Source organism: Sporolactobacillus inulinus (assembly GCF_006539285.1).
Lineage (GTDB): Bacteria > Bacillota > Bacilli > Bacillales > Sporolactobacillaceae > Sporolactobacillus > Sporolactobacillus inulinus.
The window spans coordinates 1-16,358 of sequence record NZ_BJMS01000081.1; the positions used below are offsets into that span (position 1 = coordinate 1).

Genomic DNA, 16,358 nt, shown 5'->3' on the forward strand with positions numbered 1-16,358 from the left:
GGTGCGCCCGCAGCAAGCGAGCAGCTGGCGTGTCATTCGTGCACAACTCGGAAGTCACCGCATCCTGCGGAAGTAATATAGACGGAAAAACTTCTCTTAATTGGAAAATAAACTAAAAAATAGCTTAAATAGACGGAGAGATTCCGCTTATCAACTCGAAAAATGTGAAAATGGGGATTCTGCTTTGCATAACCGGAAAATCTCCCTTTAAGTCTCCTCGAAATGAGCCCTACTTTGCATATAACCGAAAAATCTCCGCTTATTTTACGGGTTACTTATTAGTAGCCTGAATGGTCACAAAACTGTCATTGATAACAAGCGCTTGGGGGAGAATATTGTTTGCAAATGAGAATCATTATCACTATAATTTTAACTAAACATGTGATTAATGTCATAATACCACTTAATGATAAACCCATTTAGATTGAGCGCACACATTGATCGACGATATAGAAACAAGGGAAAGGTAAAAAGGAGGGATAATCATGGAGGAAAAAGCTTTACTCGAAATTGAAGATTTGAATCTTTCTTTTGACACGTATGGAGGCGAAATCCGTGCGATTCGCGGAGTGAATTTGTCACTTCGAAAAGGTGAGATACTCGGTCTCGTTGGTGAATCCGGCTCTGGAAAATCAACCTTGGCCAAGGCGATTATCGGCGTGCTTCCTAAACAAAATACGCGAATTAAGAAAGGGCGTATCTGGTACAAAGGATTAAACTTGGCTGGGGAGAAAGAGCGTGTCCTACGAAGAGTTCGCGGACGAGGGATTTCGATGATTTTCCAGGATCCAATGACTTCATTGAATCCAACGATGACAGTAGGCAATCAAATTATGGAGGCTGTGAAGACGCATCAGAAACTGCCGAGCACTGAAGCGAAAGAGAAGGTTTTGCGGCTGTTACAACGGGTCGGAATCAAAGATGCCAGTCTGCGAATGAAACAGTATCCGCATCAATTTTCCGGTGGCATGCGGCAGAGAGCGATGATCGCGATTGCATTGGCATGCAAACCAGATATTTTACTCGCTGACGAACCAACGACAGCTCTTGATGTCACCGTTCAGGCACAGATCATCGAACTGCTGAAGGATATTCAAAAAGAGAACGGCATGTCCATTATTTTTATCTCGCATGATCTCGGTGTGATTGCGAATGTGGCGGACCGCGTAGCTGTCATGTATGCGGGAAAGATCGTTGAGATCGGAGCATCAACGGATATTTTCTATCATTCTAAGCATCCCTATTCGTGGGGGCTGCTCAGTGCAACGCCCAGTCTGGAAACAACCGGTGATGTGTTATACACAATACCAGGCACACCGCCGAATCTGCAGCTGCCGATTCAAGGTGACGCGTTCGCACCGAGAAATAAATATGCGATGAAAATCGATCAGATCAAACAACCACCGATGTTTCGGGTTTCCGATACTCATTTTGCTGCAACCTGGTTACTGCACCCTGAAGCACCAGCCGTAGATGCGCCAAAGGAAATTCGCATGCGTGGAAAGCAGGCCGAGAGTAAGCGACGATTCGAAAACATGGGGGATGAAAAAATAAGGCACACAGACAAAGTCATGCTTGAGGTCAGTCATTTGAAGAAATCCTTTTCAAATGGGGGAAGCCTGTTGCACGCCGTTGATGATCTTTCACTCAAACTGTATCAAGGAGAGACCTTTGGCCTTGTCGGTGAATCGGGATGCGGCAAATCGACCCTAGGGCGAACCATCATGGGCCTCTATAAAGCGTCGGGCGGCACCATACGGTTGGAAGATCAGTCGATGGGCACTCATTATGGCAAACAAATGAAACGTGAGTTCCATCAAAAGGTGCAGATGATTTTCCAAGATCCTTACTCTTCGCTTGACCCGCATTTAATGATCGGTCAAATTGTCGCAGAAGGAATAATTCTGAATGATCTTGCAAAAAACAAAAAAGATTTAGAGCAGCAGGTTGCCGAACTTCTGACAACGGTTGGTCTGGACCCGAATTTTGCTTGGCGCTATCCTTATGAACTTTCCGGTGGCCAGCGTCAGCGCGTGGGTATCGCTCGGGCACTTGCCGTTCAACCGGAGCTAATCATTGCGGATGAACCCATCTCAGCTCTGGATGTTTCAATTCAAGCCCAAATTGTTAACTTATTAAAGAAGTTACAAAAAGAACGTGGACTCACACTTTTATTCATCGCTCATGACCTTTCCATGGTCAAGTATATAAGTGATCGGATCGGTGTGATGTACGCGGGCAAGATCGTCGAATTGGCGCAGGCAGATGACCTGTATCATTGTCCGCTCCACCCCTATACAGAGGCATTGATTTCGGCGATCCCGCAAGCAGATCCACTTCGCGAGCAGCATAAAAAAAGATTGATTTTTCAACCGGATCGTCAAAAGACAGGAGCGGCATCGAAGAAGAGGCTGCGCCAAATCATTCCCGGACATTTTGTCTCCTGTGACGAGAGCGAAGTATCCGTATTGAAGGATAAGTATGAGCGGTTAACTCAGTCTAAAATACGTGGGTGAATCATCAGCGTACAGGATTGAGTGCTTTATAAAGATCATGGATGGTTGTCACCTCAGACTCATCACGAGGGATCATGCATCGCTTGTAGTGCAGACATGATCAGCAAAGAAGAATAGGCTCAAGTGATTCACAAAATCGTTTAATGGCAGTTATAAAAAAGTAGTCAGCATGTATGGAGATAATCGAATGGATACATTAAAAGCTATTTTTAATCGTATAAAAGCGGATCCTGACAATATTCAGTTTACGCGCAAGAATATCGAACCACTCTACTATGCTGCTTCGTCGGCAAAGATACTCATTATCGGTCAGGCCCCCGGTGAAAAGGCACAGAAGACAATGATTATTTGGAATGATCCAAGTGGCATTCGTTTGAGAGAGTGGATGGGGGTATCGGATGATACTTTTTATCATTCTGGAAAAATTGCGGTTCTCCCGATGGATTTTTATTTCCCAGGCAAAGGGAAACATGGAGATGTACCACCGAGAGCTGACTTTGCTTCTAAATGGCATCAGCAATTGATTAAGGCTATGCCGGACGTGAAGTTAACGTTGCTCGTCGGCTCATATGCCCAGCGGTACTACCTAAAGACGGGTTCAAAACAAACGCTGACTCAGGTTGTTAAGCATTATCGTAATTATCTACCTAACTATTTTCCGCTCGTGCACCCGTCACCGCGCAACAACATTTGGATGAAAAAAAATCCATGGTTTGAGGAAGAGGTCTTGCCTGATTTGAAAACGCATATTCATCAAATTCTTTCTCGGTGATCATAACCATTCATACGGAGTGATCGGTTACTGCTGATTCGCTACGGTATATTCAGAATATAAATATTTGACCCGTTCTTCTACCTGGAGAACCGATCCTTTTCCCGATTGATTAGAATTGGCTGTAAGTGCTCCAGACAATTATAATGGAATGAATTGAAACGTAATGAGCAGTGAAAAAAAGTTGGGGAAGGTCGCAATGGGTAAAACAGATGTGATTTTAATCGGTGCATCGACCGCCATTTTCGTCATGCTTGATGTTCTTGAGCGATGCTTTCCCGATCAGATGAAGCTTTGGCAAGGGAAAATCAAGCAGATGATTCCTTCTTACGGAATTCAGCTTGCGGATGATCCGATTCTTGCGGATAAAATCCAAACGGAAACCGCAAAACACTCAAATTGAAAAAATGAATGACAGAACAGTAACGGACAGCCTCATGATCAGAGGCTGTTTTTTTCTTTTGTATGGGAATAGCTCTGCGCGTTCGCATAGGATGTGAATCAGGTGCAGTAGGAATGGCTTGCCAGAACGTTACCGCTGGGATAATGCTTTTTTTTAGGTGAAGCAGACGTTTTCATAATAACCCACCTGGTAAGAAAAGATTTTCTAAAGAACCATTGAATTTTTATGCGTTAAGGATTATGATAAGTGTATTGAAGGAAAGCGTTTTCAGAAAGGGCATTCAATCGCATGAATCTGTAAGTTCACTAGTTTTAAGTGAAACAATTCACAATAAAGGAGCGATTTGTTATGTTAAAAGCGGTTAACACGAAGGACAATCAAAAAAATAAAGATCAAAAGACAGCAACTGCACAACCCCAGAACGAAGTTGAGCTGGAGTCGATCAAGACCTATATTGACGGTTTGGTTCAAAAATCGAAAACCGCACTGAATACACTTGCCGATTTTGACCAAGAGAGTGTTGATAAAGTTTGTGAAGCAATGGCCATCGCTGCTTTGGATAATCATATGAAACTGGCGAAAATGGCTGTGGAAGAAACAGGGCGCGGCGTCGTTGAAGATAAAGCAGTGAAAAATATTTACGCTAGTGAATACATTTGGAGTAAAATTCGCCATGACAAAACGGTTGGGGTTATTGAAGAAGATGATCAAGAGCAGATTGTGAAAATCGCTGAACCGGTGGGCGTCATTGCTGGGGTTACGCCGGTCACCAACCCGACCTCGACCGTTGTTTTCAAGGCGCTGATTGCGCTGAAAACGCGAAATACAATTATTTTCGGCTTTCACCCTCAGGCTCAGAAAGCATGCGTGGAAACTGCAAAGATTATCGCAAAAGCGGCCGTTGAAGCGGGCGCACCGGAAAACGCGATTCAATGGATCGATAAACCAAGTATTCAAGCAACCGGAGCGTTAATGAATCATCCGGATGTCGCGACGGTGCTGGCCACCGGCGGTCCGGGCATGGTGAAGGCGGCGTACTCGACCGGGAAACCGGCGCTCGGCGTTGGACCGGGAAACGGACCGGCGTACATTGAGAAAACCGCGGACATCAAGCAAGCGGTGAATGATATCACGCTTTCCAAGACGTTCGATAACGGCATGATCTGTGCATCGGAAAACAGTGTGATTGTTGACGAAGCCATTTACGAAGCAGTTAAGGCTGAGTTCAAGCGGCTGGGCAGTGTTGTTCTTGATAAAAAGAATAATGATGCTTTGGGCGAAGCAATGATGGATCCAAAACGAGGAAGTGTACGTGGTCCGATTGCCGGAAAGTCAGCCTATCAAATTGCCAAACTTGCCGGTATTGAAGTTCCAAAAGAAACGAAGGTACTGATTGCAGAGATCGACGGCGTCGGCCCAGATGAACCACTGTCTCGTGAGAAGCTGTCTCCGGTACTGTCGATGTATCGGGCAAAGGATCATGATCATGCATTTAAGATTGCCAAAGCGCTGCTCGATTTCGGCGGCGCGGGCCATACGGCGGCCGTCCATACCAAGGATCAGGAATTGATAAAACAGTACAGCTTGAAAATGAATGCATGCCGCATTATTGTGAACTCGCCATCTGCGCTCGGCGGCCTTGGCAATATGTACAATAACATGGTTCCGTCGCTGACGCTTGGCACAGGTTCTTACGGTCAGAACTCAATTTCTCACAACGTTTCCGATTTCGATCTGCTCAACATCAAGGTTGTTGCCAAACGCCGCAACAACATGCAGTGGGTTAAATTGCCGCCGAAAATCTATTTTGAACGTAATTCATTACGCTATTTAAAAGAAATGACCGGAATGAAACGTGTCTTCCTCGTCTGTGATCCAGGGATGGTCAAATTCGGTTATGCCGATCGAGTGGTTGCGATGCTGAATACGCGCAGCGACAAACCGGCAATTGAAATTTTCTCACAGGTTGAACCGGATCCAACGACCGACACCGTCGATCGCGGTGTCGCTGCGATGAAACAATTTCAGCCGGATACGATTATTGCGCTCGGCGGTGGTTCTGCGATGGATGCTGCAAAGGGCATGTGGCTGTTTTACGAACGTCCGGATGCTTCATTCATTGGTGCAAAACAGAAATTCCACGATATTCGCAAACGAACCTATAAAGTACCGGAGCTCAAAAAGGTAAAATATATCGGGATTCCGACAACATCGGGGACTGGTTCGGAAGTAACCCCGTATGCCGTCATCACCGATTCCAAAACCCATGTCAAGTACCCAATTACGGACTACGCGATGCAGCCGGATATTGCAATTGTCGATCCGCAGTTCGTTGAAACGCTACCGAAACGAACCGTAGCATGGACGGGACTCGACGTCTTGACCCATGCCGTCGAATCGTATGTATCGGTTTATGCGAGTGACTATACACGCGGTTGGTCGCTGCAGGCAATCAAACTTGTTTTTGATAATCTGCGCGCGTCATTTGCCGGTGATCAAACGGCACGTGAGAATATGCATAATGCATCAACGATTGCCGGTATGGCGTTTGCCAATGCTTTTCTAGGCATTAACCACTCACTGGCTCATAAACTAGGCGGAGAGTTCGGGCTGCCACATGGTCTGGCCATTGCAATTGCTTTTGCGCCTGTTGTCCGTTATAACGCCAAGATTCCGAAAAAATTGGCGATCTGGCCGAAATACAGCCGCTTCACTGCGGATGAAGATTATGCGGCAATTGCTCGCTTCTTAGGCTTCGAGGGGAACACAACGGAAGAATTGAAAGAAAGCTTCGTCAAAGCGTTTATTAAACTGGCCCATGACTGTGACGTAAACCTGAGTCTGAAAGCCAATGGCGTCGACAAGAAACATTTTGATGAATCGGTCGATAAACTTGCTGAACTCGCCTATGAAGATCAATGCACAGGCACCAATCCGAAAGAACCTCTAATCAGCGAATTGAAGCAGATCCTCGAAGACGCATACGAAGGTGTCGGCACAGAAATCTAAAGATCATAGAATGAACAAAGCGCTTCCCAATCAACGGGAAGCGCTTTGTTTTTGGAAGCGAAAGTGATACTTGAAAAGTGGTCCGATCAGCACAAAGGCTGGAATACGTGCAGAGAAGATCCTATTATCTCTGAAAATAGTAACCTTGATTAATGTCTTCAATTAGAGAAGGATGCACGGGATGCCACCCCAAGCGCTCATGGGTTAATGCGCTTGATACAGGGTTGTCGACCGATGCGAAGTCGCCCAGCCATCCGAAATGCGAACTTGCCTTTTTCGCGTCTATGCTTTTTACCGGTAGGTTGAGATGTTGGCCAATGGCGACGGCGATATCACGAAAGGGCACGCCCTCATCGGCAACCGCGTGAAACCGCGACCCTGCCGGAGCCTTTTCCAAAGCGAGGCAAAAAAGATGTGCTACATCGAGGTGATGCACAGCTGGCCAACGGTTGGCCCCAGTTCCAATGTAGGCTGAAATGCCCTTCTTGCGAGCGATGCCGATCAGACTTGGGACGAACCCATGCGTATCGCCATCACCGTGTACAAGTGGAGGAATACGAACAATTGAGGAGCGAACGCCTCGATCGGCTAACGCCAGCGTTGTTTTTTCCGACGGGACGCGTAATTTTCCAGCGGAATTAGGGTCAGCCGCATTGTCCTCCGTTCCGAGTTGATTGGGAGTGAGGGTCAGTGTCGGCATAGCGACAACAAGAGGGCGGTCGCGCCCGGAAAGCGCGCTGCCCAGTGTCTCAATGGCACGTCGGTCCGTCTCGACAGCTGCCGTCATGAATCGCGATGGCGCCTGACGGGGGGGGTCCACCAAGCACGATTCGCAGGCGTGTTGACAGTCGTGCATGAGAGAACTTGTGGAAGAAGGCTGTGTGAATGACGCCATCTGCAGCGGCAGCACCGCTGCGCAAGCTTTCCAGGTCTTCGATTGAACCCTGGTGAGCCTTTGCGCCAAGGGCAATAAGCCTTTTGGCAGCTTCTTCGGAACGAACAAGGCCGACAACATGATGGCCAGCATCCATGAGTTCACGAACAACCGCCAATCCGATGAATCCGGTCGCTCCCGTAACAAAAACACGCATATGAAAAACCTCCTTATAAGCAGTATAATTGGGTGGTTTGAACCATGCTCAGTGCCGTCAGCGAAGTGCACGGTCGGCTCATGGTTAACCTAATTATAGAAGAGGGTTTACTTGGATGTTTGCGTGTTCTGATTGAGTTATTGCCCGATTCAACGGAACCTGTTCAAAAAAGCGCGAAGCCTTGAAGCAGCGGAGATATGAAACAAGGCGACCTGATCAGTTTAAATGTTGTCTTTCTTGGCGCCATCTGGCGATATCTCTGTTTGGCGGGCTCCCAAAGAAGCGACTGTATTCTCGGCTGAATTGGGAATCGCTCGCATACCCCACAATCCGGCATGCAGTCGTCGCATCCATTTGATTGGATAACATCAGCCGCCTGGCTTCTTGAAGACGCAGTACATTGCGGTATTGCAAGGGACTCATTGCGGTGACGGACTTAAAATGCTCACGGAAAGAGGATTCGCTCAAATGGACCATCTCTGCCAAATCAGCGATTTTAAATGGCTGGGAGAAGTTGTTCTGAAGCCAGTCAATTGCTTTCACAACCCGCTGCACGTTGGATTCCGCAAAAACGGTCTCAGCAACGTAAACACCAATGGGGCTGCGAAGAAGGCGAATGAAAATTTCATCCGTGATGAGCGGGGCAATTAAATGATCATCGCCGGGACTAGAGAGACAATCGACCAGTCTTGCCATGGCATTAATCAGAGCCAAATCAGCATCCATGACATAACCCGCACGCCGATTACGAATCGTTGGCAAGCCCTGCGGATATACTTTCGGCACCAACGCCGCAATCCTTTGCGGGTCGAGATATAGCCCTACGCCCAAGAACGGTTCGGTAGGGCTGGCCAAAATGGTTTTCATTGCAACCGGTAAGGCAACAGGAGCAATAAAAATACGTGACCCTGCGTATTCATAGACATTCTTTCCGACGGTTATGATTTTTTTACCCTGCGCGGCAATGCCGACAGCAGGCGAGTAAATGGTATGCACATAATCCGTGGCTTCAATTCGCGAATAGCGATTGACATATAATCCGGGGATCCGCGCGGCATAGGTCCCATCATGCGAAGAATGAGTATAAATCAGATCAGCTAGTCGGGTGGTTTCCGCTTTAAGCGATCCCTTGGCACTATCTGACATTGGCGTGGCCGCATGATCATCCAGACTCATTTTCTCGAAAGCAACTCCTTTTACTGTTTGATCATCTGACATGACGGGCATGCAGGCAATAATTATGGTGCTTATCTATTACTCACTCTAATGATACTCGATTAGGTTCGTCAAATTCAGCGCCTTCCAACCTGAATTCCCGTGAAATTATACCAAGGCCGGCAAATCCACACTAAGGTATTGATAAAGATTTGTCTGTTTCTTTGTCAACTCACCCAAATGGGTGTGACCACCGGGTTGACTGTACTGTTCGATCACGTCCAGTTCATCTGTCTATAACTCTTTTGTCATAAATACACTATTTGGATCGTCAACATAATTCGAAAAAGGCAGGCAATAGTGAAATCCGAAGCGTTCGTAAAGTCTTCTGGCCGGCTCGAAAGCATCTATAGAACCCGTTTCTAAGCTAAGCCGCTTATAGCCGCGCCGCTTGGCCTCATCAATGATGTGTTGAAGAACTCGCCTCGCCACGCCTTTTCTTCGATGGGCAGAGGATGTTCGCATCGATTTTAGTTCACCGTGCTGCGCATCAAGCTCTTTCAGTGCGCCGCAACCGACTAATTGATCGTCTTCCCAAGCACTCCAGAATGTGATGTCCGGCTGGCGCAACGCCTTAAGACCCAGGGCATGTACACTTTCCGGCGTGGTGTTCTGATACATATTCTGGAGATGCTCCCCGATCAGTTGAGTAACTTCAGCCCCAGTTAAATCATCGACTTTTATATTCATGGTTGCCCCTCCGAGTTTTAAAAAAATTGTGGATCTTGAATAGAGTAAATCTTTGATTGTTATTATAGCTGAAGTTTACCAAAAATTCTCTAGTGAAAAAGAGCAATCTTTTAGCATTTGTCCCTTGATTGAAATAGCTCAATAAACCGCCTGGCGCTATTAGACAGATAGTGATCTTTCAGCCAGATAATGCCAACATCCGATTGGACGGGTAATTCGATTCGAAGGGCAGCCTGGTGATCACTAATTCGATTTTGCCATTCTCAAGATATTCGCCTAATAGGGAGTGGTCACTTTCTAAAATCTTGAAAGTTACCTGCAGATAACGTTCGCGGAAAAAAGCGACATTTTTCGGAAGCAGGGAGACGCAGCTGAATACGGATCCGATGGACAGTGTGCCACGTATGCCTTGATCAACTTCCTTTAACGTTCTGGTGTTTAAATCAAAAAGTGGTAACAGCATTTCTTCGTTGATCGAACCTCTAAGCACCAACGCATGGTACTCGACGTTCGTCCCAATGTTTATTTTTTAACGGTAAAGCAAAAGAGAATGTCGCGCAGTCATAGACGTTTGTGACATCCTCTTTCTCTAATCATTGAGCGTTTTCATACAGCCGTTAATTGGCAATATGATCGAGCAGATAGCTAATATCGGTAATGATAAAACGTCGGTTCTTGATCATCAGCGCACCGTCGTTTCGAAGTTCACTGATCATACGGTTCACGCTGCTGCGCGCACTGATTCCGCAGAATCCGGCGATATCATCGTTGGTGACAACGAAATCAATCAGCATTCCTTCTCGAATTTTGCGCCCGAATAAGTCGATAAGACTGTAAATAAAGGCGCAAACCGCTCCTTTTTTGCCATTCATCATCATCCGCTGCAAACGGAAGATATTCTCCGATAATTTTTTACGATAATAGCTTTTCACATAGTTTTGCAACTCTTGATTGGCATTTACATAGTTCCAAAACGTCACGCGGTCGATTTGATAGAAGGTTGCTTTATCGGATTCGACACGCACATTAAACGGCTGTTCGGTGAACTTGGAAACTTCGTCGCGCAGCAGTGAGATGACATCAGGCTTTGCGATATACGATAAGTTGAATTCGCGTCCATCCTGCAAAATGATGCTGTTCTTTATAATACCCTTCTTTAAAACATAGGTATAACGCTCTTCAAGACCGTGATAGGTCAAGTAGGTGTGTCGACTTTTGTTAATTGTCGGCACGTTATGCGCATCCAGAAAATTAATTAAATATTCGATTTCACTCAATACCATTGATCTTTTCATTCCTATCGGGAAGGATCTGCACGGATTACGGATACAAATGTTATCTATATTCCTATTTTAACGCCATTTCAGCTAATATATATCACAAATAAAGGAAACATTTGTTAACATTTTTTGATGATAGCAAACGGAACCGACAACCTTTTTGTTTTGATTTATAACAGATGGTGCATGAAAAAGTTTGGCAGAACCGGTTTTCGCGTGCATGTGCAGCCTTATTTTTTCTAATACTAAGTAACGTCTTGAGTCTTTCATTCTTTTTGACAAAATTAAAAAGAGAGCTGTTGATTTATGGTTCGAATTGAACTGCCTTATGACAAAACAACGCTTGTTGCTGATTTGCCCGACAATAACTTTACTGGAAAGTTAATCTCTGAAGCGGCAACCTATCACGCCGATCGATCTGAAAATGCGATCGTTGAAGAATCACTCGACCACCCGATCGGTTCGCTGCCGCTAGAAGCGTTGGCCAAGGGTAAGAAAAATATTGTCATTATTAGCTCCGATCACACGCGTCCGGTGCCTTCACACATCATCACACCAATTCTTTTGCGGCATTTGCGTGAAGCCGCTCCGGAAGCCCGCATTCGTATTCTCGTTGCCACCGGTTTTCATCGCCCGTCGACACGCGAGGAACTTGTTAACAAATATGGACAAAAAATCGTGGATGAAGAAGAAATCGTAATGCACATTTCGACAGACGATGCGTCGATGGTCAAGATCGGCCAGCTTCCGTCGGGCGGCGAATGCATCATCAACAAAGTAGCTGCTGAAGCCGATTTACTGCTTTCGGAAGGATTTATTGAATCGCATTTCTTTGCTGGATTTTCCGGCGGCCGTAAATCGGTGCTTCCGGGAATTGCTTCCTACAAGACGATTATGGCCAACCATTCCGGTCCATTTATTAATTCCGATAAAGCACGTACCGGTAACCTGCATCACAACCCGATTCATGAGGATATGGTGTATGCAGCGCGCAAGGCAAAACTTGCTTTTATTGTCAATGTTGTGCTCGATGAAGATAAGAAAATCATCGGATCGTTTGCCGGAGATATGGAAGCGGCGCATCAAAAAGGTTGTGAATTTCTGCAAGGGTTGTCGCGAGTGAAAAAAATTGACTGCGACATCGCGATCTCGACAAACGGCGGGTATCCGCTTGACCAGAACATCTATCAGGCCGTTAAAGGCATGACAGCTGCCGAGGCAACCAATAAAGAAGGCGGGACGATCATCATGGTTGCCGGTTGCCGGGACGGGCACGGCGGCGAAGGGTTTTATCACAATCTTGCCGATGTGTCCGATCCGAAAGCATTCTTGGATCGTGCCATCAATACCCCGAAGTTGAAAACGATCCCGGATCAATGGACCGCGCAGATCTTGGCACGAATTCTCGTTCATCATCATGTCATCATGGTTTCCGATCTCGTTGAACCGGATTTGATCACGGACATGCATATGTCGCTTGCGATGTCGCTCGATCAAGCATTGGAGATGGCGTACGAACGTGAAGGCAAGGATGCCAAGATTGTTGTGATTCCCGATGGTTTAGGCGTTATTGTGCGCTAATCGGTTGCTTGCTTAATTTAAAAGAGGAAAGGGGCCAAAAAATGAAACGCGACCCGTTCAATGAGACCGGCTGCTTGAAGCCCGAGCACGGAGAGGCAGGACAAGCGCTACAGGGAAATACTTTTGCTGATCTCGGATTTGCTAAGGTGGATCTTTCGCGAGAGCAGCGCAACGGTTACCCGGAAGTGATTTACGGCGAGGGGAAGACGGCGGAGCAGATCATTGGCATCATTCAGGCGATGCGCAAGCAAACGGTCAACATTTTATGCACCCGCCTTTCCTCTGATAAATTTGAAACCATCAAAAAGGCAACTCCTGATGCGGTCTACTATAAAACGGCGCGTTGCGCGTTGGTCAACCGCGCAGAAGTGAAACAGACGCAAAGCTATATCGCCATCGTAACGGCAGGTACCTCCGATGTTCCGATCGCTGAAGAGGCGGCAGTGACCGCAGAAGCATACGGAAACCGTGTGGCACGTGTTTATGATGTCGGCGTGGCAGGGATTCATCGGCTGTTCGCACGTCTGGACGTTATTCGCGGCGCCAAGGTTGTGATCTGCATTGCCGGCATGGAAGGAGCCCTTGCCAGTGTTGTCGGCGGGTTGATCGATAAACCGCTGATTGCCGTGCCGACCAGTGTCGGCTATGGCACAAATCTAAAAGGAGTAACGGCGCTGCTGACGATGCTGAACAGCTGCGCGTCGGGCATTACCGTTGTCAATATTGATAATGGATTTGGCGCCGCCTATTCTGCCAGCATGATCAATCATTTATGACGGAACGGACAGCCGATAGGGAGGAAAATGATGAAAACACTTTATTTAGATGCCTTTTCCGGGATCAGCGGCGATATGTTCATCGGGGCGCTGCTCGACCTTGGTGTCGATTTTGACCAGTTTAGGGCGGAGCTTGCTAAATTGAATGTCGACGGTTATCAGCTTCACGTGGAACGGCTGTCTAAAAGCAGCATCTATGGAACCCGTTTCGACGTTCAATTGACTCATGAGAAGGATCATGGTTTTATCGAGAGCCACCACGACCCGCATCATGAGCATCACCACCAGGATGCGGTGCGTCATCTGAGCGATATCGCTGCGTTGATTGCTGCCAGCACATTGTCGGAAAAAATCAAACAGCAGTCGCTTGCTGTTTTTACCGAAATTGCCAAAGCGGAAGCAGCCGTGCATCACATGCCGCTGGAAGCGGTCCATTTTCATGAGGTTGGCGCGTTGGACTCGATTGTTGATATTGTCGGCTGTTTCGTCGCGCTTGATCTGCTTAAGGTTGATGAGGTGCGTGCCTCCGAGCTGACCGACGGATCCGGATTTATTCACGTGGCGCATGGGGAAATGCCGGTGCCGGTGCCTGCGGTGATGCAGATGCGTATCGGGACTAATATTCCGATTAAGCAGCGCACAGACATCCAAACCGAGCTTATTACGCCAACGGGAATGGGACTGGTGAAAGCGTTGGTTCGCCAATTCGGACCGATCCCGGAAGCGCAGATTCTGCTCAAAAGCGGGTATGGCTTCGGCAAGCGGGATACCGGCGCATTCAATGCACTGCGCGTCCTTCTTTTTGATGAGAAAAAAAGCATGCAAACGGTCAGCAGCGACCAAGATTCGGTACTGTTGATTGAAGCCAATCTTGATGATGAGGATGGCGAGTCCCTTGGTTTTGCGATGGATCTGCTCTTGGAAGCAGGCGCGTTTGATGTCTTTTTTACACCGATTTTCATGAAGAAAAATCGTCCGGCAATAAAACTCTCGGTACTCTGCGCCCCTGCAGAACGTGATCGTTTTGCGAGCATGCTCATGAAACACACCCGTACTATTGGCGTTCGCTATCAGCGGATGCAGCGGGTGATTATGAAACGTCACTTCAAAACAGTAGAAACAAGGTTTGGTCCGATTCGTGTAAAAGTTGCAAGCCATGGCGATCTTGTCAAACAAATGGCCGAATATGACGATTGCGCAAAAGCTGCACGCGAATACGGGACTTCTCTGGAGACGGTGAAACAAGAGGTAAACCGGCTTCTGAACAGCTGACAAAAAGAAAAGTGTTTGGAGGAGAAATTTGTGATTCATCAGTTATTGGCCGAATTTTTGGGAACAGCATTAATGATTGTCTTTGGCGTCGGTGTGCACTGCTGCGAGGTGCTCAATACATCAAAGTACCAACATTCCGGCCACATTTTTGCCATTACAACGTGGGGATTTGGGATTACCGTTTCTTTATTCATCTTTGGCGCAGTTAACATCAATCCGGCAATGACGCTGGCTCAAGCGATTCTGGGCAATATTCCATGGGCCAACGTGATTTCGATTAGTCTCGCAGAGGTTCTTGGCGGCGTCTTCGGTTCGATTGTTGTCTTCATCGCTTATTATGACCAGTTTAAGGCGTCCGAATCGATTGATCGTGTGGCAATCCGAAATATTTTCTCAACCAATCCGAACGTTCGAAATTTGCCGCGTAATTTCTTTGTCGAATTCATTGATACGTTCATTTTTATTACGGCAATCTTGGCGATTGCGGGTGCAACGACGAAAGCCCCGGCGCTGCTGCCGATCGGCGTGGGCTTGCTTGTCTGGGCGATCGGTATGGGCATGGGCGGTCCGACCGGATTTGCGATGAACCTTGCTCGAGACATGGGCCCGCGTATTGCGCACGCCATGCTGCCGATTCCTGGCGGCAAGGCGGATAATGATTGGCAATACGGAATCCTTGTACCGGGTATTGCGCCATTTCTTGGCGCTGCTTGTGCCGCATTGTTTGCACGCGGATTTCTTGGACTATGACCAGGCTGTGATCAATACAATGAAAATAAAAAAGAAGGTAGAAATTCATGCATACGTTAACTGAAAAAACACAAATGTTGACTGATCTTTTGAAGAAAATGGATCGTGTTGTTGTTGGCTTTTCCGGAGGAATTGACAGCACACTGGTTTTGAAAATGGCTTTGGATACGCTGGGCAAGGATCGTGTGTTGGCGGTTGTCGCCAATTCAGAACTGTTTACCGATGAAGAATATGAAAAAGCAGTTGCTTTAGCGAAAGCTCTTGGTGCTGAGGTGATGGGGACTCAGCTGAATTATCTTGCTGATGAACACATTAAGCATAATACGCCGGACAGCTGGTACTATGCTAAAAAATGTTTCTATGCACGGATGAACGTGATTGCGCAGGAACAAGGCTTTAATTATGTTCTTGACGGCATGATCATGGATGACAACAGCGACTTCCGTCCGGGCCTTCGCGCGCGCACAGAGGCAGGGGCACGCAGTGTGCTTCAAGAAGCCGGTTTCTATAAAACCGATGTGCGTGCATTGGCGAAAGGAATTGGCCTGACGAACTGGAACAAAGTTTCCTCCTGCTCCGTCTCTTCGCGCTTCCCTTACGGCACAACGCTGACGCCGGAGAAGATTGATCAAGTGATGGCGTCGGAAGCCTATCTTCGCGACCTCGGTTTCCCGGTTGTGCGCGTTCGCTATCACGGAGAAATTGCCCGTGTTGAGGTGCCGGCAGAACGCTTGAGTGACTTGCTTGAGCGCAGCGGTGAAGTAAGCGCCAAATTAACCGAGTTTGGATTCCGTTATGTCACGCTCGACCTCAGCGGTTTTCGCAGTGGTCGTATGAACGAAACGCTGTCCGAGGAAGAACGCAAGGCGTTTGTTTCCTGAGCGATCACCAATAGCGTGTACGCAGAAAAGAACGGCGACTTTTTCGAATCTGGAAAGAGCCGCCGTTTTTTCTAACAGGATAAGAAAGTATAGGATTTTGCCCCGTCTTCAAACCAATAGAC

14 protein-coding genes and 1 pseudogene are annotated in these 16,358 nt (G+C 47.2%); 9 read left to right on the plus strand and 6 right to left on the minus strand.

Annotated features, from left to right (window positions below; genetic code table 11):
- Positions 1-485: 485 nt before the first annotated feature.
- The 4 genes and pseudogenes from SIN01_RS15585 to adhE all read left to right on the plus strand — a co-directional run bounded on the left by SIN01_RS15585 (position 486) and on the right by adhE (position 6,700).
- Positions 486-2,516: a dipeptide ABC transporter ATP-binding protein gene (locus tag SIN01_RS15585; RefSeq protein ID WP_084688886.1), complete on the plus strand. Its 2,031-nt coding sequence runs from the start codon at positions 486-488 to the stop codon at positions 2,514-2,516.
- A 187-nt stretch (positions 2,517-2,703) separates the two neighbouring features.
- Entirely contained in the window at positions 2,704-3,288 is a 585-nt protein-coding gene (locus SIN01_RS11050) for a uracil-DNA glycosylase family protein (protein WP_010025764.1), read from the plus strand.
- 226 nt (positions 3,289-3,514) lie between these two features.
- Positions 3,515-3,691: pseudogene (locus SIN01_RS11055) on the plus strand (malate:quinone oxidoreductase); the annotation flags it as partial.
- Positions 3,692-4,039: 348 nt separating this feature from the next.
- Positions 4,040-6,700: a bifunctional acetaldehyde-CoA/alcohol dehydrogenase gene (gene adhE / locus SIN01_RS11060; protein ID WP_010025766.1), complete on the plus strand. Its 2,661-nt coding sequence runs from the start codon at positions 4,040-4,042 to the stop codon at positions 6,698-6,700.
- A gap of 124 nt (positions 6,701-6,824) precedes the next feature.
- Here adhE and SIN01_RS11065 read toward each other — a convergent pair whose 3' ends face one another.
- The 6 genes from SIN01_RS11065 to SIN01_RS11085 form a co-directional block, all read right to left on the minus strand.
- Entirely contained in the window at positions 6,825-7,487 is a 663-nt protein-coding gene (locus SIN01_RS11065; RefSeq protein ID WP_010025767.1) for an SDR family oxidoreductase, read from the minus strand.
- On the minus strand, positions 7,450-7,791 hold the full coding sequence (locus tag SIN01_RS15620; protein WP_010025768.1) for an NAD-dependent epimerase/dehydratase family protein: 342 nt from the start codon (positions 7,789-7,791) through the stop codon (positions 7,450-7,452). Before SIN01_RS15620 ends, SIN01_RS11065 begins: the two co-directional genes overlap by 38 nt.
- Before the next feature lie 216 nt (positions 7,792-8,007).
- Complete coding sequence (locus SIN01_RS11070; RefSeq protein ID WP_237760116.1) at positions 8,008-9,009, minus strand: AraC family transcriptional regulator; 1,002 nt, start codon at positions 9,007-9,009, stop codon at positions 8,008-8,010.
- Positions 9,010-9,240: 231 nt separating this feature from the next.
- Positions 9,241-9,696 carry a GNAT family N-acetyltransferase gene (locus SIN01_RS11075; RefSeq protein ID WP_010025770.1) on the minus strand — a complete coding sequence of 152 codons (456 nt, stop codon included), beginning with the start codon at positions 9,694-9,696 and terminating at the stop codon, positions 9,241-9,243.
- Positions 9,697-9,874: 178 nt separating this feature from the next.
- Positions 9,875-10,159 (minus strand): LysR substrate-binding domain-containing protein, encoded by a 285-nt coding sequence (locus tag SIN01_RS15685; RefSeq protein ID WP_029548224.1) that lies wholly within the window; start codon positions 10,157-10,159, stop codon positions 9,875-9,877.
- Positions 10,160-10,313: 154 nt separating this feature from the next.
- Entirely contained in the window at positions 10,314-10,979 is a 666-nt protein-coding gene (locus SIN01_RS11085) for a Crp/Fnr family transcriptional regulator (RefSeq protein WP_010025774.1), read from the minus strand.
- Between the two features lie 303 nt (positions 10,980-11,282).
- Here SIN01_RS11085 and larA point away from each other — a divergent pair, with 303 nt between their 5' ends.
- The 5 genes from larA to larE are packed head-to-tail and all read left to right on the plus strand — an operon-like array spanning position 11,283 to position 16,236.
- A complete protein-coding gene (larA, locus tag SIN01_RS11090; RefSeq protein WP_010025777.1) occupies positions 11,283-12,557 on the plus strand; it encodes a nickel-dependent lactate racemase in 1,275 nt (424 codons plus the stop codon).
- Between the two features lie 41 nt (positions 12,558-12,598).
- Positions 12,599-13,333, plus strand: a complete 735-nt coding sequence (gene larB / locus SIN01_RS11095) for a nickel pincer cofactor biosynthesis protein LarB (protein WP_010025779.1) — start codon at positions 12,599-12,601, stop codon at positions 13,331-13,333.
- A 27-nt stretch (positions 13,334-13,360) separates the two neighbouring features.
- Complete coding sequence (larC, locus tag SIN01_RS11100; protein WP_010026180.1) at positions 13,361-14,605, plus strand: nickel pincer cofactor biosynthesis protein LarC; 1,245 nt, start codon at positions 13,361-13,363, stop codon at positions 14,603-14,605.
- Positions 14,606-14,635: 30 nt separating this feature from the next.
- On the plus strand, positions 14,636-15,355 hold the full coding sequence (gene larD, locus SIN01_RS11105; protein WP_047034802.1) for a D/L-lactic acid transporter LarD: 720 nt from the start codon (positions 14,636-14,638) through the stop codon (positions 15,353-15,355).
- Between the two features lie 47 nt (positions 15,356-15,402).
- Positions 15,403-16,236 carry an ATP-dependent sacrificial sulfur transferase LarE gene (larE, locus tag SIN01_RS11110; protein WP_010024795.1) on the plus strand — a complete coding sequence of 278 codons (834 nt, stop codon included), beginning with the start codon at positions 15,403-15,405 and terminating at the stop codon, positions 16,234-16,236.
- Positions 16,237-16,358: the final 122 nt, after the last annotated feature.

Bases quoted from the DNA above. Each gene is read 5' to 3' on its own strand.
- larB (WP_010025779.1), top strand. From the start codon at position 12,599: ATGAAACGCGACCCGTTCAATGAGACCGGCTGCTTGAAGCCCGAGCAC.
- SIN01_RS11050 (WP_010025764.1), top strand. From the start codon at position 2,704: ATGGATACATTAAAAGCTATTTTTAATCGTATAAAAGCGGATCCTGAC.
- SIN01_RS11070 (WP_237760116.1), bottom strand. From the start codon at position 9,009: ATGTCAGATGATCAAACAGTAAAAGGAGTTGCTTTCGAGAAAATGAGT.
- larC (WP_010026180.1), top strand. From the start codon at position 13,361: ATGATGAAAACACTTTATTTAGATGCCTTTTCCGGGATCAGCGGCGAT.
- SIN01_RS15620 (WP_010025768.1), bottom strand. From the start codon at position 7,791: ATGCGTGTTTTTGTTACGGGAGCGACCGGATTCATCGGATTGGCGGTT.
- larA (WP_010025777.1), top strand. From the start codon at position 11,283: ATGGTTCGAATTGAACTGCCTTATGACAAAACAACGCTTGTTGCTGAT.
- SIN01_RS15685 (WP_029548224.1), bottom strand. From the start codon at position 10,159: ATGCTGTTACCACTTTTTGATTTAAACACCAGAACGTTAAAGGAAGTT.
- SIN01_RS15585 (WP_084688886.1), top strand. From the start codon at position 486: ATGGAGGAAAAAGCTTTACTCGAAATTGAAGATTTGAATCTTTCTTTT.
- SIN01_RS11085 (WP_010025774.1), bottom strand. From the start codon at position 10,979: ATGGTATTGAGTGAAATCGAATATTTAATTAATTTTCTGGATGCGCAT.
- larE (WP_010024795.1), top strand. From the start codon at position 15,403: ATGCATACGTTAACTGAAAAAACACAAATGTTGACTGATCTTTTGAAG.
- SIN01_RS11065 (WP_010025767.1), bottom strand. From the start codon at position 7,487: ATGACGGCAGCTGTCGAGACGGACCGACGTGCCATTGAGACACTGGGC.
- SIN01_RS11075 (WP_010025770.1), bottom strand. From the start codon at position 9,696: ATGAATATAAAAGTCGATGATTTAACTGGGGCTGAAGTTACTCAACTG.
- adhE (WP_010025766.1), top strand. From the start codon at position 4,040: ATGTTAAAAGCGGTTAACACGAAGGACAATCAAAAAAATAAAGATCAA.